The following is a 20926-nucleotide window of genomic DNA, read 5'->3' as shown; positions in this document are numbered from 1 at the left end:
TCCTTTGTTCTGTATCACTATTTTTCCAGTAACCACTGACGTGGCCCAGGCGTAAACGAAGGCACCTCATCGGTCTGTGCAGTGTTGATCGCCTGGAAAATTTCCAGCTGTTTGCCTTTGCGGGCAAAAATCCATGGGTTACCCACGCCGTTGAGTTGCAGCCACATGCTGTCGTAGCCGCCGCTCATGGATGCGCAATCACCTGCCAGGCACAGTGAGTACCGATCGACGCCCGGTAAGCCGGCGACTTTGCCGTCAGACTGGAATTGCACCGTGGCCCCGCTGCCGAAGCCGTCGGTGATCTTCCAGTCGCCGCCCATATAGGCCGCATACAGCGCACGTTCGAAGTTCGCGCCCAGCGGCGCGCCTTCCGGGGCTGGATCTTTGGCGCGAGCAAACAGCTGTTCGGGCTCATTGTCGTTCGCCACTTGCAGCAGTTGTTTGCCTTTGCGCTTGAGCTCAGTGGCGGAGCTGCCGTAGAAATCCACGCTCCAGGCGCCGGATTGCTCGCCGAGCAGCTTGCCTTCGGCAACCTCAAAACCGTTGTAGTAGCGCGCCTGCGCCGCCTTGGAGTTGACCTCCCACTCGAGGTTCGGGCCAAAGCTCTGCAGTGCTTCGCGCAAAGGGCCGCCTTTGGCTGCCGCATCGATGGCGACCTGGTTGATCCAGGTGCCGCTCACATCCAGGTCGGCCGGGTTGCTGGCGCAGCCGCCGAGCATCAGGGCGAGCAACGAAGTGGCTACAAGCGCTTTGCGCATCATGAAATCCTTTTAAAACGAAGTCGGCGCGGCCTGTGAGGGCTGCGCCGGGTGTTTTACTCGATGACCAGAATCGCGTCCATCTCAACCTGCGCGCCCTTTGGCAGAGCAGCAACGCCGATGGCGGCGCGGGCTGGGTAAGGCTGTTCGAAGTACTTGCCCATGATCTCGTTGACCTTGGCGAAATGGCTCAGGTCGGTAAGAAAGATGTTCAGCTTGACGATGTCCTTGAACGAACCGCCGGCAGCTTCGGCGACGGACTTGAGGTTCTCGAAAACTTGCACGGTCTGTGCTTCGAAGCCTTCCACCAGTTCCATGGTCTTCGGGTCCAGGGGGATCTGGCCGGACATGTAGACAGTGTTGCCCGCCTTGATTGCCTGGGAGTAAGTACCGATGGCGGCCGGGGCCTTGTCGCTGGTGATAACAGTCTTGGTCATGAATGACTCCTTGTAATGGGGCGATGACTTATCTGAACAGCTATGCGCGCATGCGGGTGATGCGGATCACGCCGGTCAAGGCACGCAGCTTCTTGATCACGCGGGCCAGGTGCACGCGGTCGTGCACGCTGACCACCAGTTGGACAACGCTGATGCGACCATCGCGTTCGTCCATGCTGATTTTCTCGATATTGCCGTCGGCCGCGTTGACGCTGCTGGCCAGCAAGGCGATCAGGCCGCGCTGGTGTTCCAGCTCCACCCGCAGCTCAACGTTGAATTCGCCGGTGACATCCTTGGCCCACGAGAGCTGGATGCATTTTTCCGGGTTGTGGCGTATTTCGGTGATGTTGCGGCAGTTGTCCAGGTGCACGACCATGCCTTTGCCTGCGGACAGGTGGCCGACAATAGGGTCGCCCGGGATCGGCGTGCAGCACTTGGCGTAGCTGAGTACCAGGCCCTCGGTGCCGCGAATTGCCAGTGGGCCTTCGGGGCTTGGCAACTGCTCGCCTTCGCCAAGCAGGCGGCGGGCGACCACGTAAGCCATGCGGTTGCCCAGGCCGATATCTTCCAGTAAGTCTTCGACGGTTTCCTGGCGATACTCGTGGAGCATCGCTTGCACACGCTCCTGCGGGATCTTATCCAGAGCACTGTCGAAACCGTTGAGCACCTTGTTCAGTAGGCGTTCGCCGAGGCTGATGGACTCGGAGCGGCGCTGCAGTTTGAGGGCGTGACGGATGTGCGTACGCGCCTTGCCGGTGACCACGAAGTTGAGCCACGCCGGGTTCGGGCGTGCGCCAGGCGCGCTGACAATCTCCACGGTTGAGCCGCTTTGCAGCGGCTCGGACAGTGGGGCAAGGCGACGGTTGATCCGGCAGGCGATGCAGCTGTTGCCCACGTCGGTATGCACCGCGTAAGCGAAGTCGACCGCCGTGGAGCCTTTGGGCAGCTCCATGATCCGGCCTTTGGGCGTGAACACGTAGACCTCGTCCGGGAACAGGTCAATCTTCACGCTTTCAATGAATTCCAGGGAGTTGCCAGCACGTTGCTGCATTTCCAACACGCCTTTGACCCATTGGCGGGCGCGGGCATGGGTGCCTTTTGGCTGCTCGTCGCCACTGGACTTGTACAGCCAGTGGGCGGCGATGCCGTTGTTGGCCATCTCTTCCATTTCGCGGGTGCGGATCTGGATTTCTATCGGCACGCCATGCATACCGAACAGCGTGGTATGCAGTGACTGATAGCCGTTGGCCTTGGGAATCGCGATGTAGTCTTTGAAGCGGCCCGGCAGGGGTTTGTACAAATTATGTACAGCGCCCAGCACGCGGTAACAGGTATCAACCTTGTCGACGATGATCCGGAACGCGTACACGTCCATTATCTCGTTGAAGGCCCGACGCTTGCCGCGCATCTTCTTGTAGATGCCGTAGATGTGCTTCTGCCGCCCGCTGACTTCGCCCTCGATTTCGTCGATCGCCAGGCAATGGCTTAGCGACTCTTCGATCTTGTTGACGATTTCCTTGCGGTTGCCACGGGCACGCTTGACCGCTTGGTAGATGCGCGCCGAACGCATCGGGTGCATGGCCTTGAAGCCGAGGTCTTCGAACTCGATACGAATGGCGTGCATGCCCAGCCGGTTGGCGATGGGCGCATAGATTTCCAGGGTTTCCTTGGCGATGCGCCGACGTTTTTCGCCGGACAGCACTTCCAGCGTGCGCATGTTGTGCAGCCGGTCGGCCAGCTTGACCAAGATCACCCGGATGTCTCGGGCCATGGCCATGGCCATCTTCTGGAAGTTTTCCGCCTGGGCTTCAGCCTTGGTTTCGAAGTTCATCTGGGTCAGTTTGCTGACCCCGTCGACCAGTTCGGCCACGGTTTCGCCAAATTGCGCGCTGAGCGCTTCCTTGGCAATACCGGTGTCTTCGATCACGTCATGCAGCATCGCGGCCATCAGGCTCTGATGGTCCATGTGCATGTCGGCCAGGATATTCGCCACCGCAAGAGGATGGGTGACGTACGCCTCACCGCTTCGGCGGCGTTGGCCGTCGTGGGCTTGTTCGGCGTAGAAATACGCTCGGCGGACCAGGTTAACCTGGTCGGGGCCGAGGTAGGTCGATAAGCGATCGGCGAGGGCGTCTATGCTCGGCAAAGTGTGAACTCCTGCCGAAGGCTGTGACTCCGCGCCGTGCTACGTCGACCAGGCATAGGCTTAGACGGCCTCGTTGGACTCGTCCTCGAACGCTGCAAACAGCGGTTCGTCTTCAACGATCTCAGCGTTGGCGATGAACTCGTAGCTCATCAGGCCTTCAGCGATTTCACGCAGGGCTACAACGGTAGGTTTGTCGTTTTCCCACTGGACCAGGGGCTCTTTGCCGCCAGTGGCCAGTTGACGGGCACGCTTGGTAGAGAGCATGACCAGCTCAAAGCGGTTTGCCACGTGGTCTAGGCAGTCTTCAACGGTTACGCGGGCCATGATATTCCTCGGAGCGAATGCAAGATGCGCGCTGCCCGGTTGGGCGAGCGGACTGAGCAGTTTAAAAAATCACCAGCGTTTAGGGAAGCGCTGATTTTTCGCAGGCCCTCGCAAAACCGCTACAAGGGCCAATGTAAAGCCCTTACAGCCGTTTTGGGAAGACCCAATCAGCCAAGCAGTTCGGCCAGTAATTTGCCGAAACGCTGCTGTTGACGCTTTTGCTGGAGCTGATTCGTGCGGAAAATCGCCTTCAGGTCGTCCAGTGCGTGGGAAAAATCGTCGTTAATGATCAGGTAGTCGTAGTCGACGTAGTGACTCATTTCACTGACGGCTTCACGCATGCGGCCTTCGATGATCTCGTCACTGTCCTGACCACGATTGGTCAGGCGCTGATGCAAGGCTTCGAGCGACGGCGGCAGGATGAAGATCGAGCGTGCCTTGGGCATTAGCTGGCGAACTTGCTCGGCGCCCTGCCAGTCGATTTCCAGGATCAGGTCGTGGCCTTCGTCCAAGGTCTGCTGCAGGTGGCTCTGCGAAGTGCCATAGAGGTTGCCGAACACTTCGGCACGCTCCAAGAAGTCGCCGTGCTCAATCATTTTGACGAACTCGGTACGCTCGACGAAGTGGTAGTGCACGCCGTTCACCTCGCCCGGGCGCATGGCACGGGTGGTGTGGGAGACCGAGATGCGAATCTGCTCGTCAGCGTCGGTCAGGGCCTTGACCAGGCTGCTCTTGCCCGCGCCCGAAGGGGCGGAAATGATGTAAAGGGTGCCGGTGCTGTGGGTCATGTAGGTTGCCTTACTCAATATTCTGTACTTGTTCGCGCATTTGCTCGATCAACACTTTGAGGTTGACGGCAGCCGTGGTGCTGCGCGGGTCAAATGCCTTGGAGCCGAGTGTATTGGCTTCGCGGTTGAGTTCCTGCATCAGGAAGTCCAGGCGCCGACCGGCGGCGCCGCCGGATTTGAGCACGCGACGCACTTCGAGGATGTGGGTGCTCAAGCGGTCCAGCTCTTCGGCGACGTCGCTCTTTTGGGCCAGCAGGACCATTTCCTGCTCCAGGCGCGTCGGGTCGAGGTCGGCCTTCATGTCGGTGAAGCGGTCGAGAACCTTCTGACGTTGGGTGGCGAGCATCTGCGGCACCAGCTCGCGCAAGATGACCACGTCTGCTTCGATCGAAGTCAGGCGCTCGTTGATCAGGCGTGCCAGTTCGGCACCTTCGCGTTCGCGGCCGGCCTTGAGCTCCTTCAAGCCCTGATTAAACAGGGCGAGGGCTTCGGCATTGAGGGCTTGCGGATCGGAGGCGTCGGCCACCAGCACGCCGGGCCAAGCCAGCACTTCCAGAGGGTTCAGCGCTGCGGGCTGCTTGATCAGGCCGGCGATGGTTTCGGCGGCAGCGACCAGTTGCGCGGCGCGCTCGCGGTCTACCTGCAGCGGCTTGCCGGTGGTTTCTTCGGTAAAGCGCAGGGTGCATTCCAGCTTGCCGCGGGAGATGCCCTGGCGCAGTGCCTCACGCACGGCGCCTTCGAGGTCGCGGAAGGATTCCGGCAGGCGCAGGTGCGGCTCCAGGTAGCGGCTGTTGACCGAGCGCAGTTCCCAGCTCAGGGTGCCTTGGGCGCCTGCTTTTTCGACGCGGGCGAAGGCGGTCATGCTGTGCACCATGGAGGTACCTCGCGATGCAGTCCCGCAAACACGGGCTGATGGGTAAATTGAAGCCGACAGGCTGCGAAGGCGCAGGATTGTAGCGCAGTGGGGCGAGTGCGCCCAAACAATGGGCGATAGGCTGACCATTCGTAACCAGATTTTTAGAAGTGCCCCGAATCGGCTCGCGGCTCTATAATGCTCGGCAGTTTTTCGTCCTCAGTACAGGTATCCCCTATGAAACGTCCAAGTGGTCGCGTTGCCGATCAGCTCCGCTCGATCCGCATCACCCGCAACTACACCAAACACGCCGAGGGATCTGTACTGGTCGAGTTTGGCGATACCAAGGTTATCTGCACCGTCAGCGTTGAAAATGGCGTGCCGCGTTTCCTTAAAGGCCAGGGCCAGGGTTGGTTGACCGCCGAATACGGCATGCTGCCGCGCGCCACCGGCGAACGTAACCAGCGTGAAGCCAGCCGTGGCAAGCAAGGCGGCCGCACCCTGGAAATCCAGCGCCTGATCGGTCGCTCCCTGCGTGCAGCCCTGGACATGTCCAAGCTGGGCGACGTGACCCTTTACGTCGACTGCGACGTGATCCAGGCCGATGGCGGCACCCGCACTGCATCCATCACTGGCGCGATGGTGGCCTTGGTCGACGCACTGAAAGTGATCAAGAAACGTGGCGGCCTGAAAGGCGGCGACCCGCTCAAGCAAATGATTGCCGCTGTATCGGTGGGTATGTACCAGGGCGAGCCTGTGCTGGACCTGGACTATCTGGAAGATTCGGCTGCCGAGACTGACCTGAACGTCGTGATGACCAGCACCGGTGGTTTCATCGAAGTGCAGGGCACCGCTGAAGGCGCGCCATTCCAGCCGGCCGAGCTGAACGCCATGCTGGCCCTAGCCCAGAAAGGCATGACCGAGATCTTCGAACTGCAGAACGCCGCACTGGCTGACTAAGCTGACTTCAAGGAGAAGCGCCATGAGTGACAGTCAATTGCCGGTTCCGGCACCGACCAAGGAAGTTCGCCAATGGGCGATGTTGTGTCACTTCGCGGCGTTTCTGGGGTTGGTATTCCCCTTTGGCAGCCTTTTGGGGCCGTTGATCGTGTGGCAGATCAAGAAGGATATGGACCCGCTTATCGATGATCAGGGCAAGGAAGCCCTGAATTTCCAGATCACAGTGGCCATCGCCTGGCTGGTCTGCATGGTGCTGGGGTTTGTGGTGATCGGCTTTGTGTTGATGTTGGTGCTCGTGGTTGCGGCGCTGGTGCTGACGATCATTGGCGGCGTTAAAGCCAACAACGGCACAGCCTACCGATACCCATGGACCTGGCGTTTGGTCAAATAGTGATCGCCCACAAAAAAACCGACAGCGATGTCGGTTTTTTTGTGCCTGGAGAAAGACCTTAGATGGTCAGTGTCCAGTCGTAGTCCACGATCAGCGGCGCGTGCTGCGAGAAACGCGGCTGGCGCGGCAAACGTGCACTGCGTACGAACCGGCGCAGACCTGGGGTCAGCAACTGGTAGTCGAAGCGCCAGCCCAGGTTGAGCATTTCAGCCTGTTCATTGTCTGGCCACCAGCTGTACTGGTCGCCTTCGCGGCTGACTTCACGAAGGGCATCCACATAGCCCATGTTGCCGACAATCTCGTCCATCCAGGCCCGTTCCGGCGCCAGGAAACCTGGGGATTGCTGGCTGTCGCGCCAGTTCTTGATATCCAGCTTTTGTTGCGCCACGTACAGCGAGCCACAGTAAATGTACTCGCGACGTTTACGCCGCTGTTTATCCAGATAACGGGCGAAATCGTCCATTAGCTTGAACTTCTGGTTCAAGTCTTCATCGCCGTTCTGCCCCGAAGGAAGCAGCAAGGTCGCGATGCTGACCTTGTCGAAATCGGCTTGCAGGTAGCGCCCGTAGCGGTCGGCTGTCTCGAAGCCGAGGCCGCTGATGACCGCCTTGGGTTGCAACCGCGAGTACAAAGCCACGCCACCTTGGGTGGGCACTTCGGCATCGCAGGCATAAAGGAAGTAGCCATCCAGTTGGAAGGCTGGGTCGTCCAGTTCAAAGGCGGAGGCGCGGGTGTCCTGCAGGCAGATGACGTCGGCATTCTGAGCTTGCAGCCAACTGAGCAAACCACGCTCGACTGCAGCCTGAATACCATTAACGTTCACACTGATGATCCGCATAAATGGCCCCAAAAATCGCGTGCGTGTATGATACACGCCGTCTACCTAATTAGCTAAATCCGTGGTATCTGAGGCTTTTTTCATGCAGGCGTATCAACGCGATTTCATTCGTTTTGCCATCGATCGCGGGGTTTTGCGCTTCGGTGAGTTCACCCTCAAGTCCGGGCGCACCAGTCCGTACTTCTTCAATGCGGGCTTGTTCAACTCGGGTTCGGCCCTGGCTCAGTTGGGGCGTTTCTACGCGGCAGCCATTGTTGAAAGCGGTATTTCCTTCGACGTGCTGTTTGGCCCGGCCTACAAGGGTATCCCCCTGGCAGCTGCAACAGCCGTGGCCCTGGCGGAACACCATGGGCGCGATCTGCCATGGTGCTTCAACCGCAAGGAAGCCAAGGCTCATGGCGAAGGCGGCAGCCTGGTGGGCGCGCCGCTGACCGGCGACGTGCTGATCATTGACGACGTAATCACCGCCGGCACCGCCATCCGTGAAGTGATGCAGATTATCGCTTCCCAAGACGGCGCCAAGGCTGCTGGCGTGCTGATCGCGCTGAACCGCCAGGAGCGCGGCAACGGTGAGTTGTCGGCGATCCAGGAAGTGGAGCGTGATTTCGGTATTCCGGTGGTAAGCATCGTTTCGTTGAACCAGGTGTTGCAGTTCCTGGAAGATGATCCGCAGCTCAAGCAGCACTTGCCGGCAGTTAAGGCGTACCGCGAGCAGTTCGGCGTTCAGTAATCGCCGAACCATAAAAAAGCCCCGCTCAACCAAGTTGAGCGGGGCTTTTTGTTTTCAGCGTTTTAAGGGCGCTTGCGGTTGCTGATCAGCGTACCCACACCTGTATCGGTAAAGATTTCCAGCAGGATTGCATTCGGTACACGGCCATCAAGGATCAGCGAGCTGCCAACGCCGCCTTGCACTGCTTCCAGCGCGCAACGGATCTTCGGCAGCATGCCGCCGTAGATGGTGCCGTCGGCGATCAGTTCGTCCACCTGTTGAGTGGTCAAGCCGGTCAGCACCTTGCCTTCCTTGTCCATCAGGCCGGCGATGTTAGTCAGCAGCATCAGCTTTTCAGCCTTCAGCGCCTCGGCGACCTTGCCGGCGACGAGGTCGGCATTGATGTTGTAGGACTCACCGTTCGCACCCACGCCGATCGGCGCGATCACCGGGATGAAGTCACCCTTGACCAGCAGGTTCAGCAGGTCGGTGTTGATGCCGATCACTTCGCCTACCTGGCCGATATCGATGATTTCCGGCTGGGTCATTTCCGGCGTCTGACGGGTAACGGTCAGTTTTTTCGCGCGGATCAGCTCGGCGTCCTTGCCGGTCAGGCCGATGGCGCTGCCGCCGTGGCGGTTGATCAGGTTGACGATGTCTTTGTTCACCTGGCCGCCGAGGACCATCTCCACCACGTCCATGGTCTGCGCGTCAGTGACACGCATGCCATCGATGAAGTGACTCTCGATCGACAAGCGCTTGAGCAGGTCGCCGATCTGCGGGCCGCCACCGTGCACCACCACAGGGTTGATCCCCACGGCTTTCATCAACACGATGTCGCGGGCAAAGCCGGTTTTCAGCTCTTCGCTTTCCATGGCATTGCCGCCGTACTTGATCACCAGCGTCTTGCCGACGTAGCGTCGAATGTAAGGCAACGCTTCGGACAGGACCTTGGCGGTGTTGGCAGCGGCTTCGCGTTCGAGGGTCATTCAGGGCTCCGGTAAAAAATCAGAACGGTAATTGGAGATCAGGGGCAACACGTTTCAACTGGGCGTGGAACACGTCCTTGATGCGCTGCAACTCAGCCTCGGTATCCGCCTCGAAACGCAGCACCAGCACCGGTGTGGTGTTGGACGCGCGAACCAGGCCCCAGCCTTTGGCGTAATCGACTCGCACACCATCAATGGTGGTCAGATTGGCGCCTTCGCCCCATTGCGCGTCGTGCAGTGCGTCAATGATGCTGAATTTGCTCTCCTCGGTCACATGGATATTGATCTCTGGCGTAGAAATATCATTCGGGAAGGTCTGAAACAGCTCTTCGGCAGTGGATTTTTCCTTGCTGAGGATCTCCAGCAGACGAGCGGCGCTGTAGATACCGTCGTCAAAACCGAACCAGCGCTCTTTGAAGAACACGTGACCGCTCATTTCACCGGCCAACAGCGCGCCGGTTTCCTTCATTTTCTTTTTGATCAACGAGTGACCGGTCTTCCACATTAGCGGGCGGCCGCCGTATTCCTTGATCAGCGGCGTGAGGCGGCGGGTGCACTTCACGTCGAAGATGATTTCGGCGTTGGGATTGCGCGCCACTACGTCACGTGCGAACAGCATCAGCAGGCGGTCGGGGAATACGATCTCGCCGGTCTCGGTCACCACACCTACGCGGTCGCCGTCACCGTCGAAGGCCAGGCCTACATCGGCGCCGGTTTCCTTGACCTTGGCGATCAGGTCCACCAGATTTTCTGGCTTGCCTGGATCCGGGTGGTGGTTGGGGAAGTTGCCGTCAACCTCGCAGAACAACGGGATTACTTCGCAGTTCAAGGCTTCGAGCAGTTGCGGCGCGATCACACCGGCCGCGCCGTTGCCGCAGTCCACTACCACTTTGAGGCGGCGGGCGAGCTTGACGTCGCGGGTGATTTCGTCGGAGTAGCGCTGCAGGATGTCGACTTTGGTGATGCTGCCTTTGCCGCTGGTCAGGTCGTTGGTTTTCAGGCGGGTATGCAAGGCCTGGATCTGTTCGTTAGCCAGGGTGTCGCCAGCGATGACGATCTTGAAACCGTTGTAATCCGATGGGTTATGGCTGCCAGTGAGCATCACCCCGGACTTGCCGGCCAGGACGTTGGCGGCGTAGTACAGAGCTGGCGTTGGTACCAGGCCGACGTCGCTGACATGGCAGCCGGCGTCGGCCAGGCCTTGGATCAGTTGCTCCACCAGCTCCGGGCCGGACAAACGACCGTCACGGCCGACCGATACGTTGGGCTCATCCTGAGCCAGGCTCTGGGCGCCGATGGCGCGGCCGATCCAGTAGGCCGTTTCGGCAGTCAGGGTCTTGGGCACCACGCCACGGATGTCATAGGCGCGAAAGATGCTGTCGGGGAATGTCGGGGCTACTCGGGCTGCGGTACTCATCGCGGGGGGAAACTCCATCTGAAGGGGGCAAGGCTGGCCTTAAAGTGGCTGACCGGCAGGCTCAAACTGAAGGGTATGACGGTGTTTTCGGCAGAGAGTTCGTGGTGCAAAAATGCCATCGGCGTTTGGAAGCCAGGCTTATTTCTGCGTAATACGTTGATTTAGCTAGGGAAATCTCGCTGATAAATTCCGCGCATTCTTCATCCTGAAAAGCCATGCGGTGGCGTCTGGCCGGGCAAAAGCACCCGGCCACGTTCAGCTTAGTCAGAGACTGCCTGAATGCCCAAAGCCGCCTGCACCACGTTGGGTTTCGTCGAATTCCTGCACCAGTTCGAAGTGCGCCTGTACCACCGGCACAAGAACAAGCTGGGCAATGCGCTCGCCGACCACGATGTTGAATGCGGTTTGGCCGCGGTTCCAGCACGACACCATCAGCTCGCCTTGGTAGTCCGAGTCGATCAGGCCTACCAGGTTGCCCAGCACGATGCCGTGTTTGTGGCCCAGGCCGGAGCGCGGCAGGATCAGCGCAGCCAGACCAGGGTCGCCCACGTAGATCGACAGGCCGGTAGGGATCAGGACGGTCTGTCCCGGCTCAAGCAGGGTGTCTTGCTTGAGCATGGCACGCAGGTCCAGGCCTGCAGAGCCTGGGGTGGCGTAGGCCGGCAGTGGGAATTCGGTGCCGATGCGTGAGTCGAGGATCTTGGCTTGCAAAGCGTGCATGGAAATTAAACCTGGTTCAGCCGTTGGGCGATAAAAGAGATCAGTTGGCGGGCAATCTTGCCCTTGCTGGTCTGGGCGAAAAGGGTCGCGTGCAGGTCGCGGTCAATCACGCTGCAGGCGTTTTCCTCGCTGTTGAAGCCGATGCTCGGGTTGGCGACATCATTGGCAACGATCAGGTCGAGGTTTTTGTCTTTCAATTTGCGTGCGGCGTAGTCCAGCAGATGCTCGGTCTCGGCGGCGAAGCCGACGCTGAACGGGCGGTCAGGACGTGTGGCGATGGTGGCCAGGATGTCCGGGTTGCGCACCATTTGCAGGAGCAGGCCGTCGCCGCTTGTAGGGTCTTTCTTGAGCTTTTGCGGGGCGACGACTTCCGGGCGGTAGTCCGCAACCGCTGCCGAGGCGATAAAAAGGTCGCAGGGAATAGCCGCTTCGCAGGCCGCGAGCATGTCTCGGGCGCTGACTACATCGATTCGCGTGACGCGATCAGGGGTCGGTAGATGTACCGGTCCGGTGATCAGCGTGACGCGGGCGCCTGCCTCGACCGCGGCTTCTGCCAGCGCAAAGCCCATTTTTCCTGAGCTATGGTTGGTGATGTAACGCACAGGGTCGATGTTTTCCTGGGTCGGGCCGGCGGTGATCAACACGTGCTTGCCGGTCAGGGCCAAGTGCTGGAAGCACTCGGCGGCACACAGGGCCAGGTCGGTGGCTTCGAGCATGCGGCCCATGCCCACGTCGCCACATGCCTGGCTGCCCGATGCCGGGCCGAACACCTTGAGGCCGCGGCTTTGCAGGAGTTGGGTATTGGCCTGAGTGGCCGGATCGCGCCACATGGCCTGGTTCATCGCGGGGGCAATGGCAACGGTGGCGTCGGTGGCCAGTACCAAGGTAGTCAGCAGGTCATCGGCGATACCTTGGGCCAGGCGGGCGATCAGGTCGGCAGTGGCCGGGGCGATCAGCACCAGGTCGGCCCATTTGGCCAGTTCGATGTGGCCCATGGCGGCTTCGGCCGCCGGGTCCAGCAGGTCCAGATGAACCGGGTGGCCGGACAGGGCCTGCATGGTCAGGGGTGTGATGAACTCGCTCCCGCCACGGGTCATGACCACGCGCACTTCGGCACCTTGGTCCAGGAGCCTGCGAACCAACTCTGCGCTCTTGTAGGCGGCAATGCCGCCGCCGACGCCGAGAACGATGCGTTTCCGATACAGACGCTGCATTGGTTTGCCTTTCCAGTTCAGTGAAGCCAGTTCAGTGGTGCGTGCGATCTCCCCTCCCCAGGTGAAATCGCACGCAAAAAAGAGGGCCTACGATAACACAGCGTCTGCCCCGCAACAGCGGCGCACATGTACAGGGAGGTGGGATGAGTATTCGTGATTGGCCGGCGGCAGAGCGGCCCAGGGAGAAGCTTTTGGCGTGGGGCGCGGCGAGTCTGTCGGATGCTGAACTGCTGGCAATCTTCCTGCGCACCGGTGTCGCAGGTCGGAGCGCGGTGGACCTGGCGCGCCATCTGCTGGCGCAATTTGGCGGCTTACGCCCGCTGCTGGAAGCAAGCCAGGCGCTGTTCAATCAGCAACTGGGCTTGGGGCCGGCGAAGTTTGCCCAGTTGCAGGCGGTACTAGAGATGTCCCGGCGGCATATGGCCGAACAGTTGCGCAATGAATCGGCACTGGAAAGTCCGGAAGTCGTGCGGGGATACCTCAAGGCGCTGTTGCGTCATGAGCCCCACGAGATCTTTGGCTGCCTGTTTCTCGATTCAAAGCATCGGGTGTTGGGCTTCGAGGCGTTATCCGAGGGCACCATCGACGCTGCTGTGGTGTACCCCCGGCAAGTGGTCAAGCGCGCGTTGGCTTACAACGCGGCGGCGTTGATCCTTTGTCATAACCATCCTTCGGGAAGTGTGGAGCCGAGTGCAGCTGATCGAAAATTGACCAAAGTCCTGCAAAAAGCGCTGGAGATGGTGGATGTGCGGGTGCTGGATCACATCATCGTGGGAGATGGTGATCCGTTATCGATGGCGGAATACGGATGGATGTAACCCCACCCTTTCAGGTGGGGTTACGGTTCAGGGCTTGACGCTGACCTTCGAGAAATCCTGGCGCCCGAACGGACTTACTTGATAGCCGTCGACACTCTTGCGCGCGAGGGCGAACGCCGTCGGATGCGCCAGTGGCAGCCACAGCGCCTGCTGCTGGATTTGCGCCTGGGCCTGTTGATACAGCTTGCTGCGCACCCCTTGCTCGCTGGTGGTTTTGCCAGCACTGATCAGTTTGTCCAGCGCCGGGTCGCAGTAGCGAGCGAAGTTGGTGCCTGACTTCACTGCTGCGCAGGAAAACTGCGGGGTCAGGAAGTTATCCGGGTCACCGTTGTCGCCGGCCCAGCCCATGAACAGCAGGTCATGCTCGCCGGCTTTGGCGCGGCGAATCAGTTCGCCCCATTCGATCACTCGGATCTCGGCCTGGATGCCGACTTTGGCCAGGTCGGCTTGCAGCAATTGCGCGCCGAGGTTTGGGTTAGGGTTCAGCAGGCTGCCAGTCGGGCGTGTCCAGATGGTGGTCTTGAAGCCGTCCTTGAGCCCTGCGCGATTCAGCAGGGCCTTGGCCTTGGCGAGGTCCTGTGGATAACCCGGCAAGTCCTTGGCGTAGCTCCAGGTGTTGGGAGGATAAGGGCCGTTGGCGGCTTCGGCGGTGCCTTCAAATACGGCTTTGAGGTAGCTGGCCTTATCGAAGGCCAGATTGATCGCTTGACGTACTTCGGGTTTATCCAGGGGAGGGTGCTGGCTGTTGATCGCCACGAATGCAGTCATGAATGCAGCGGTCTTTTCCACCTTGAGGGCTGGGTCTTTCTCTGCCTCGCCTACATCCAGGGGCTTGGGCGACAGGGCGATCTGGCACTCATCGCGGTGCAGCTTCTGCAGGCGCACGTTGGCATCCGGCGTGATGGCGAAGATCAAGTTATCCACAGCCGGTTTGCCGCCGAAGTAGTCCGGGTTGGCTTTGTAACGAACCACAGCGTCTTTCTGGAAACGGCTGAAAATGAACGGGCCGGTACCAATCGGTTGGCTGTTGAGTTTCTCCGGCGTGCCGGCCTTGAGCAACTTGTCGGCGTATTCGGCCGGGTAAATCGAGGCGAAGCCCATGCTCAGGGCTGCGAGGAAGGTGGAGTCGGCATGATCCAGAGTGAAGCGCACCGTCAGCGGGTCGAGGGCATCGATCTTCTTGACCAGTGTTGGCAGTTGCAGAGACTGGGCGTGAGGGAAGCCGCTCTGGGCGATCTTGTGCCACGGGTTGGCCGGGTCGAGCATGCGTTCAAAGCTGAAGCGCACGTCTTCGGCGGTCAGGCTGCGGCTTGGGGTGAAATACTCGGTGCGGTGGAACTTCACATCCGGGTGCAGCTTGAAGGTGTAGGTCAGGCCGTCCGGCGACACTTCCCAGCTGTCCGCCAGACTTGGCACCAGCTTGCCGCTGGCGGCATCGAAGTCCACCAGGCGGTTCATCAGCACGTCGGCGGAGGCGTTGGTGGTGGTCAGCGAGTTGTATTGCACCACATCAAACCCTTCAGGGCTGGCCTCGGTGCACACGCTCAGGTTGGTGGCGGCAGAGGCCAGCGGCGCGATAAAGAGAGGGGCAAGCAACAGCGGTAGGGCAGCGAGGCGCATATTCGGTTTCCTTTGCAGATCGAAGGCCCATCTGCGAGTGCAGTCTGGAAAAGTCCTACCGTAGTGCTCTGATTGATAAATGACTAGCCCATTTTTGCCTGTGCTTTTGGCTCAAATGCTGTTTTGATGGCGCCTCAGATTGTTTCGCCGTGCACTTTACGGTGCGTGCGGGCGCTGAAAATCATTCTGTGCGACGAGCGGTCGGCTGTTGTGTCGGCCCCTCCTGGCAACGGTTCAGGCGCCAATGGTCGAGATTTACTCCGGTAAAAACACACTCGCTGTTGTTGCACCAAGGTCTTTCTGGTATAAAGCAGCGCTCTTTTCTAGGGGCCCGGTTCCTTCGCTTGTAGGTGTAGCCGGTAAGACCCTAAAGAAACGCGGCGCCTGGCGCCAAATGACTGAGAGATTAAGCGGCCAACCCATGCCGGGTTGGGCATGTGGTTTTAGAGGGCTGAGGCATGTCGAGAGTCTGTCAAGTTACCGGTAAGGGTCCGGTGACTGGGAATAACATTTCCCACGCAAATAACAAAACCCGTCGTCGTTTCCTGCCGAACCTGCAGCATCACCGCTTCTGGGTTGAAGAAGAGAAACGTTTTGTTCGCCTGCGTGTATCTGCTAAAGGCATGCGTATCATCGACAAGCGTGGCATCACTGTCGTGCTGGCCGAAATCCGTGCCGCTGGCAAGATCTAAGGAGCTCTATCATGCGTGAATTGATTCGAATGATCTCTAGCGCCGGTACTGGTCACTTCTACACTACCGACAAGAACAAGCGTACTACCCCGGACAAGCTCGAAAAGAAAATGTTCGACCCGCGCGTTCGCAAGCACGTGATCTACAAAGAAGGCAAAATCAAGTAATTGATTTTCTTCCTTGTGAAAAAAAGCCCGTCTCTCACGAGTCGGGCTTTTTTTTGCGTGGAATTTGGTTGATCAGGTCTTCTGTTCAAACACCACGTAGATCTTGCGGCATGGTTCCAGTACTTCCCAGGTGCCGCTGAAGCCAGCAGGAATCACAAAGCGGTCGCCGGCGCGCAAGGTCTTGGCATTTCCCTCGGCGTCGCGCAGCACGGACACACCCTGCACGATTTCGCAGTACTCATGCTCGGTGTAGCTGACCGTCCACTGCCCTACATCACCTTCCCAGACCCCGGCGCTCATCTGGCCGCATGGGCTGTTGTAGTGGTTGTAGACCGTTTGTTCGGGATCGCCCTTGAGGATTTTTTCGGCGGCAGGGCGATAGCGGTCGGGGGCGGTGGTGGCTTGGCTGAAGTCGACGATGTCCTGGATGCTCATGTGCGTGTCCCGTCTGGCCTGGGGTTGAAGTGCCCAAAGTCTATGTTTATTAAAATGAACATCGCAAGGGCGTTTACCCGCGTTATGTCAAATATATTGAAACATCCCCAGCCGCTGGTTTAGGGTGGCAGCTGCCTTTGAGCCGAACAGCTGGTTGGCGGGCAAGCATTCTTTGAGGCTGCCGGGGGACATCGCCTGGCCCTTGTATTCAATAAGAGGAGGACACTCGCATGACCACCCTGACCCGTGCCGATTGGGAACAACGCGCCAAGGATCTGAAGATCGAAGGCCGCGCCTACATCAATGGCGAGTACACCGACGCTGCTTCTGGCGACACCTTCGAATGCATCAGCCCGGTCGATGGCCGTCTGTTGGCCACTGTCGCCAGCTGTGACGCCGCCGACGCCCAGAGCGCAGTGGAAAATGCCCGCGCCACCTTCAATTCCGGTGTCTGGTCGCGCCTTGCGCCGGCCAAACGCAAAGCCACCATGATCCGTTTCGCTGCGCTGCTCAAGGCCAATGCCGAAGAGCTGGCACTGCTTGAAACCCTGGACATGGGCAAGCCAATCAGCGATTCCCTGAACATTGACGTACCCGGCGCGGCGAATGCCCTGAGCTGGAGCGGCGAGGCCATCGACAAGATCTATGACGAAGTCGCCGCCACGCCGCACGATCAACTGGGCCTGGTGACCCGCGAGCCGGTCGGCGTGGTTGGCGCCATTGTGCCGTGGAACTTCCCGCTGATGATGGCGTGCTGGAAACTCGGCCCGGCGCTGTCCACCGGTAACTCGGTGATCCTCAAGCCTTCCGAAAAATCTCCCCTGACGGCCATCCGCATCGCGGCCCTGGCTGTTGAGGCCGGTATTCCGAAAGGCGTTTTCAACGTGCTGCCGGGCTACGGCCACACCGTCGGAAATGCCCTGGCGCTGCACATGGACGTCGACACGCTGGTATTCACCGGTTCGACCAAGATCGCCAAGCAACTGTTGATCCGCTCCGGCGAGTCGAACATGAAGCGCGTATGGCTGGAAGCTGGCGGCAAGAGCCCTAATATCGTGTTCGCCGATGCGCCGGACCTGCAAGCTGCCGCCAACTCCGCAGCCAGCGCCATTGCCTTCAACCAGGGCGAAGTCTGTACCGCGGGTTCGCGCTTGCTGGTGGAGCGCTCGATCAAAGATACATTTCTGCCGCTGGTTATCGAGGCCCTCAAGGCCTGGAAACCTGGCAACCCGCTGGACCCGGCGACTACCGTCGGCGCGGTGGTGGATACCCAGCAGATGAACACCGTGCTGTCTTACATCGAAGCGGGTCACACCGATGGCGCCAAACTGGTGGCCGGTGGTAAGCGCATCCTGGAGGAAACCGGCGGTACCTACGTGGAGCCAACGATTTTCGATGGTGTGACCAACGCCATGAAGATCGCCCAGGAAGAGATCTTCGGCCCAGTCCTGTCGGTAATTACGTTCGACAGCGCCGAAGAGGCTATCAAGATCGCCAACGACACGGTGTATGGTCTGGCTGCAGCCGTGTGGACTGCTGATATTTCCAAAGCGCACCTGACCGCCAAGGCCCTGCGCGCCGGCAGCGTGTGGGTCAACCAATACGACGGCGGTGATATGACCGCGCCGTTCGGTGGCTTCAAGCAGTCGGGTAATGGTCGCGACAAGTCGCTGCACGCGTTCGACAAATACACCGAGCTGAAGTCGACCTGGATCAAGCTCTAAGCAACACCGCAGGCCAAATGTGGGAGGGGGCTTGCCCCCGATAGCCGTGTGTCAGGCACTAAAAGTGCCCAATGATTCACCGCGATCGGGGGCAATCCCCCTCCCACACTGCTTTGTGTGTCCTCAAGAATTATCCACAGGAGTGTGGCAATGCGTTGGGCGACCTATTTCGCCGTGTTGGCCTCGGTACTCAGTGTCGGTCTGGCCCTGGGGGTGAGCATGCCGCTGGTGTCCCTGCGCCTGGAAGGCTGGGGTTACGGCAGTTTCGCCATTGGCGTGATGGCCGCCATGCCGGCCTTCGGCGTATTGCTCGGTGCCAAGGTCTCCAGTCGGCTGGCCTCCTGGCTCGGCACTGCCAACCTGATGCGCCTGTGCCTGTGGGCCGGGGCTGTGTCCATCGGTTTGCTGGCGATTCTGCCCAGTTACCCGGTATGGCTGGTGCTGCGGCTGATGATCGGGGTGATTCTGACCATTGTGTTTATCCTCGGCGAAAGCTGGATCAACCAACTGGTGGTGGAGCAGTGGCGCGGCCGCCTGGTGGCGTTATATGGCTGCAGTTATGCCCTGAGCCAGCTCTCGGGGCCATTGCTGCTAGGCCTGATTGGGACCGACCATGACTACGGCTTCTGGGTCGGCGTTGGCCTGTTGCTGGTGGCGCCGCTGTTGCTGCTGGGACGCTCAGGTGCGCCCACCGCTGACTCGTTCAGCGTGACCTTCGCTGACCTGTGGCGCTTCTGTAAGAGCCTGCCGGCGATCGCCTGGGCGGTGGCGCTGTTCGCCGCGTTCGAGGCAATGATCCTGACGCTGCTGCCGGTGTATTGCCTGCAACAGGGTTTTACTGCCGAGATCGCCTTGGCGATGGTCAGCACGGTGGTGGTCGGCGATGCGCTGCTGCAATTGCCCATCGGTGCGCTGGCCGACTACCTGCCTCGACGTACGCTGTTTCTGAGTTGCGCGGTGCTGTTACTGGCGTCCAGCCTGGCGATCCCATTGACGTTGCACACGCTGTTGATCTGGCCGATATGGGTAGTGTTCGGCGCCAGTGCTGGCGGGTTGTTTACCCTCTCGTTGATCCTGATTGGCGAGCGCTATCGTGACGATGCGCTGGTGCGCGCCAATGCCCATATCGCTCAGTTGTGGGGAATCGGGTGCCTGGTTGGCCCGCTGGTGGCCGGTGCGGGCAGCCAGTGGATCAACGGGCATGCGCTGCCGCTGTTAATGGCAGCCGGGGCGTTGGGGTTGGTGGTGCTGTTGCTGCGCCAGGGCGCATTCGGTACCGCACAGCCAGCCTGATTTGAAAGGCGATCGAATGTGGAAGGGGGGCAAGCCCTCTCTCGCATTGGATCTTCATTGTGCTTAGAGCATGCGTTCCAGGCCGACCGAAGTGGCAAACCAGGCATTGAAGCGCCGCCACCAACTGCCAGGTTCGCGTGTCAGGGTGTGCAGTTGACCGTTATCTTCGGTCACCCACACCACTTTGCCGTCCTGCAGTTTCGCCTCATAACTCAAGGCGGGCGCCATGCCTCGCAGCGCCAGTTTGCGCACGTGTTCCGCCAGTTCGGGGCTGTCCACCAGGACACCGACTTCGGTGTTCCACAGCACAGAGCGTGGGTCGAAGTTGAACGAGCCGATAAACGATTTCGTCCGATCAAAGATCATTGCCTTGCTGTGCAGGCTGGAATCCGAACCTCGGAAGGTGCCCCGGCGAAACAAGTGCGGGCCGCTGCCACCCCCGTCGCCCGGTTGGCGGCGTAGTTCATAGAGTTTGACTCCGTGCTCCAGCAGCGCCTTGCGATACGGCGCATAGCCACCGTGCACCGCCGGCACGTCGGTGGCTTCAAGGGAGTTGGTCAGCAGGCTCACGGATACACCCGCGTCGGCGCGCCCCGTTAGGTACACCAGTCCTGGCTGCCCCGGTACGAAGTACGCCGAGATCATTATCAGCTCTTGGTTGACACCCTCCAGCTCCGGCGCCAGTTGGGTGGTCAGCAGCAGGCGTGGGTCTGGGTCGGCCTTGGACAGCACCTTGCTCGGCGCGTCCCACAACGCCTGATTCCAGGCCCAGATCAGCTCGCGACGCCAGATGTCCATGCGCGGTTGGGTCTGGTAGGCGCGCAGGCGGTTGTACAGCGCGTGATTCTGCTGGCGCGACTCGGCCAACGACGCCTCCAGGCGCACGCGCGCGACGGCCAGGTCGCCTTTGGAGGGGCTGTTTGAGACGAAGTCGTCGATGGGTTTGCTCAGGGCGCTGTTCCAGTACTGATCGAAACTGTGCCCGAGCTGCTCGGCCACCGGCCCGACGCTGAGCATGTCGATATCGGTGAAGTTCAGATTGGGCTCGGCGTCGAAATACTCATCCCCCAGATTTCGCCCGCCGACGATGGCCACGCTGTTGTCCGCCAGCCACAACTTGTTGTGCATGCGCCGGTGTTGCAGCGACAGGTCGAACAGGCGACCCATGGCCCGCGTCACACCCGTGCTGCGCCCCAGGTGCAGGGGGTTGAACAGGCGAATTTCGATCTTGGGGTGGGCGGCGAGGGTGGCGATGATTTGGTCGAGGCCGTCGCTGGTGGTGTCGTCCAGCAGGATGCGCACGCGCACGCCACGGTCGGCGGCTTTGAGCAGTTCATCTACCAGCATGCGCGTACTGATGCCGTCGTGGACGATGTAGTACTGCAGATCGAGGCTGGTCTGGGCGTTACGGATCAGCTCGGCGCGGGCCATGAAGGCTTCGCTGCTGTTGGGCAGCAGGCGGAAACCGGAGCGCCCTTGGTAAGGCGCGGCCTGGGCCTGGATCGAGCGGCCGAACGACGACTGTGCAGCCGGCAGTGCGTCGCTGGGGATGCGCTCAGTGCTCACCGTGGCGCAGCCACCCAGGCTCAGTGCTCCCAGCAGGAAAAGCGGTAAAAGCCGTCGAATCATCAAG

At 60.1% G+C, this 20926-nt stretch carries 21 protein-coding genes and 1 pseudogene; 8 read left to right on the top strand and 14 right to left on the bottom strand.

Annotated features, from left to right (window positions below):
- Nucleotides 1-17: 17 nt before the first annotated feature.
- The 6 genes from ACEN2T_RS08910 to ACEN2T_RS08885 all read right to left on the bottom strand — a co-directional run bounded on the left by ACEN2T_RS08910 (nucleotide 18) and on the right by ACEN2T_RS08885 (nucleotide 5327).
- A complete protein-coding gene (locus ACEN2T_RS08910; RefSeq protein WP_099601755.1) occupies nucleotides 18-758 on the bottom strand; it encodes a hypothetical protein in 741 nt (246 codons plus the stop codon).
- A gap of 56 nt (nucleotides 759-814) precedes the next feature.
- Nucleotides 815-1195 (bottom strand): RidA family protein, encoded by a 381-nt coding sequence (locus ACEN2T_RS08905; RefSeq protein ID WP_003176922.1) that lies wholly within the window; start codon nucleotides 1193-1195, stop codon nucleotides 815-817.
- A 40-nt stretch (nucleotides 1196-1235) separates the two neighbouring features.
- The gene (gene spoT / locus ACEN2T_RS08900; RefSeq protein ID WP_032884411.1) at nucleotides 1236-3341 is read right to left on the bottom strand and encodes a bifunctional GTP diphosphokinase/guanosine-3',5'-bis pyrophosphate 3'-pyrophosphohydrolase; all 2106 of its coding nucleotides are present in this window, start codon (nucleotides 3339-3341) and stop codon (nucleotides 1236-1238) included.
- Nucleotides 3342-3401: 60 nt separating this feature from the next.
- On the bottom strand, nucleotides 3402-3665 hold the full coding sequence (rpoZ, locus tag ACEN2T_RS08895) for a DNA-directed RNA polymerase subunit omega (protein WP_017735757.1): 264 nt from the start codon (nucleotides 3663-3665) through the stop codon (nucleotides 3402-3404).
- 167 nt (nucleotides 3666-3832) lie between these two features.
- Nucleotides 3833-4453: a guanylate kinase gene (gene gmk / locus ACEN2T_RS08890; protein ID WP_032884410.1), complete on the bottom strand. Its 621-nt coding sequence runs from the start codon at nucleotides 4451-4453 to the stop codon at nucleotides 3833-3835.
- 10 nt (nucleotides 4454-4463) lie between these two features.
- Entirely contained in the window at nucleotides 4464-5327 is an 864-nt protein-coding gene (locus ACEN2T_RS08885; RefSeq protein ID WP_095185208.1) for a YicC/YloC family endoribonuclease, read from the bottom strand.
- A 216-nt stretch (nucleotides 5328-5543) separates the two neighbouring features.
- Here ACEN2T_RS08885 and rph point away from each other — a divergent pair, with 216 nt between their 5' ends.
- Nucleotides 5544-6266 carry a ribonuclease PH gene (rph, locus tag ACEN2T_RS08880; RefSeq protein WP_017735760.1) on the top strand — a complete coding sequence of 241 codons (723 nt, stop codon included), beginning with the start codon at nucleotides 5544-5546 and terminating at the stop codon, nucleotides 6264-6266.
- A gap of 22 nt (nucleotides 6267-6288) precedes the next feature.
- A complete protein-coding gene (locus ACEN2T_RS08875) occupies nucleotides 6289-6657 on the top strand; it encodes a DUF4870 domain-containing protein (protein WP_032884406.1) in 369 nt (122 codons plus the stop codon).
- Nucleotides 6658-6715: 58 nt separating this feature from the next.
- On the opposite strand, the gene ACEN2T_RS08870 is transcribed toward ACEN2T_RS08875, so the two are convergent.
- Entirely contained in the window at nucleotides 6716-7495 is a 780-nt protein-coding gene (locus ACEN2T_RS08870; RefSeq protein ID WP_003195493.1) for an exodeoxyribonuclease III, read from the bottom strand.
- Nucleotides 7496-7577: 82 nt separating this feature from the next.
- On the opposite strand from ACEN2T_RS08870, the gene pyrE reads away from it, so the two are divergent.
- Entirely contained in the window at nucleotides 7578-8225 is a 648-nt protein-coding gene (pyrE, locus tag ACEN2T_RS08865; RefSeq protein ID WP_027608288.1) for an orotate phosphoribosyltransferase, read from the top strand.
- Between the two features lie 62 nt (nucleotides 8226-8287).
- On the opposite strand, the gene argB is transcribed toward pyrE, so the two are convergent.
- From argB to coaBC, 4 genes and pseudogenes are all read right to left on the bottom strand, one after another.
- Nucleotides 8288-9193, bottom strand: a complete 906-nt coding sequence (gene argB, locus ACEN2T_RS08860; protein WP_017735763.1) for an acetylglutamate kinase — start codon at nucleotides 9191-9193, stop codon at nucleotides 8288-8290.
- A 19-nt stretch (nucleotides 9194-9212) separates the two neighbouring features.
- Nucleotides 9213-10634: pseudogene (locus ACEN2T_RS08855) on the bottom strand (phosphomannomutase/phosphoglucomutase); the annotation flags it as partial.
- A gap of 240 nt (nucleotides 10635-10874) precedes the next feature.
- Nucleotides 10875-11330, bottom strand: coding sequence for a dUTP diphosphatase (gene dut / locus ACEN2T_RS08850; protein ID WP_442116573.1), 456 nt, complete (start codon nucleotides 11328-11330; stop codon nucleotides 10875-10877).
- Nucleotides 11331-11335: 5 nt separating this feature from the next.
- Nucleotides 11336-12544 carry a bifunctional phosphopantothenoylcysteine decarboxylase/phosphopantothenate--cysteine ligase CoaBC gene (gene coaBC, locus ACEN2T_RS08845; protein ID WP_016970585.1) on the bottom strand — a complete coding sequence of 403 codons (1209 nt, stop codon included), beginning with the start codon at nucleotides 12542-12544 and terminating at the stop codon, nucleotides 11336-11338.
- 143 nt (nucleotides 12545-12687) lie between these two features.
- On the opposite strand from coaBC, the gene radC reads away from it, so the two are divergent.
- Entirely contained in the window at nucleotides 12688-13362 is a 675-nt protein-coding gene (radC, locus tag ACEN2T_RS08840) for a RadC family protein (protein ID WP_032884400.1), read from the top strand.
- 27 nt (nucleotides 13363-13389) lie between these two features.
- On the opposite strand, the gene ACEN2T_RS08835 is transcribed toward radC, so the two are convergent.
- Complete coding sequence (locus tag ACEN2T_RS08835; RefSeq protein WP_032884399.1) at nucleotides 13390-14982, bottom strand: ABC transporter substrate-binding protein; 1593 nt, start codon at nucleotides 14980-14982, stop codon at nucleotides 13390-13392.
- Between the two features lie 458 nt (nucleotides 14983-15440).
- On the opposite strand from ACEN2T_RS08835, the gene rpmB reads away from it, so the two are divergent.
- Both rpmB and rpmG read left to right on the top strand, forming a co-directional pair.
- Nucleotides 15441-15674 (top strand): 50S ribosomal protein L28, encoded by a 234-nt coding sequence (gene rpmB / locus ACEN2T_RS08830; RefSeq protein WP_003176907.1) that lies wholly within the window; start codon nucleotides 15441-15443, stop codon nucleotides 15672-15674.
- Nucleotides 15675-15685: 11 nt separating this feature from the next.
- The gene (gene rpmG / locus ACEN2T_RS08825; RefSeq protein ID WP_003176906.1) at nucleotides 15686-15841 is read left to right on the top strand and encodes a 50S ribosomal protein L33; all 156 of its coding nucleotides are present in this window, start codon (nucleotides 15686-15688) and stop codon (nucleotides 15839-15841) included.
- 72 nt (nucleotides 15842-15913) lie between these two features.
- On the opposite strand, the gene ACEN2T_RS08820 is transcribed toward rpmG, so the two are convergent.
- A complete protein-coding gene (locus ACEN2T_RS08820; protein WP_032884397.1) occupies nucleotides 15914-16276 on the bottom strand; it encodes a cupin domain-containing protein in 363 nt (120 codons plus the stop codon).
- Nucleotides 16277-16506: 230 nt separating this feature from the next.
- On the opposite strand from ACEN2T_RS08820, the gene ACEN2T_RS08815 reads away from it, so the two are divergent.
- Together ACEN2T_RS08815 and ACEN2T_RS08810 are read left to right on the top strand one after the other, a co-directional pair.
- Complete coding sequence (locus tag ACEN2T_RS08815; protein ID WP_032884395.1) at nucleotides 16507-18000, top strand: aldehyde dehydrogenase; 1494 nt, start codon at nucleotides 16507-16509, stop codon at nucleotides 17998-18000.
- Nucleotides 18001-18150: 150 nt separating this feature from the next.
- Nucleotides 18151-19293, top strand: coding sequence for an MFS transporter (locus ACEN2T_RS08810; RefSeq protein WP_095185205.1), 1143 nt, complete (start codon nucleotides 18151-18153; stop codon nucleotides 19291-19293).
- Nucleotides 19294-19356: 63 nt separating this feature from the next.
- Here the strand turns inward: ACEN2T_RS08810 and ACEN2T_RS08805 are convergent, their stop codons facing one another.
- The gene (locus tag ACEN2T_RS08805) at nucleotides 19357-20922 is read right to left on the bottom strand and encodes a phospholipase D family protein (protein ID WP_442116572.1); all 1566 of its coding nucleotides are present in this window, start codon (nucleotides 20920-20922) and stop codon (nucleotides 19357-19359) included.
- Nucleotides 20923-20926: the final 4 nt, after the last annotated feature.

This window comes from Pseudomonas sp. W22_MBD1_FP4 (assembly GCF_052113765.1).
GTDB lineage: Bacteria > Pseudomonadota > Gammaproteobacteria > Pseudomonadales > Pseudomonadaceae > Aquipseudomonas > Aquipseudomonas sivasensis.
Note: the sequence above shows the minus strand (reverse complement) of the source record. Positions and strands in the feature narration are given on the sequence as shown.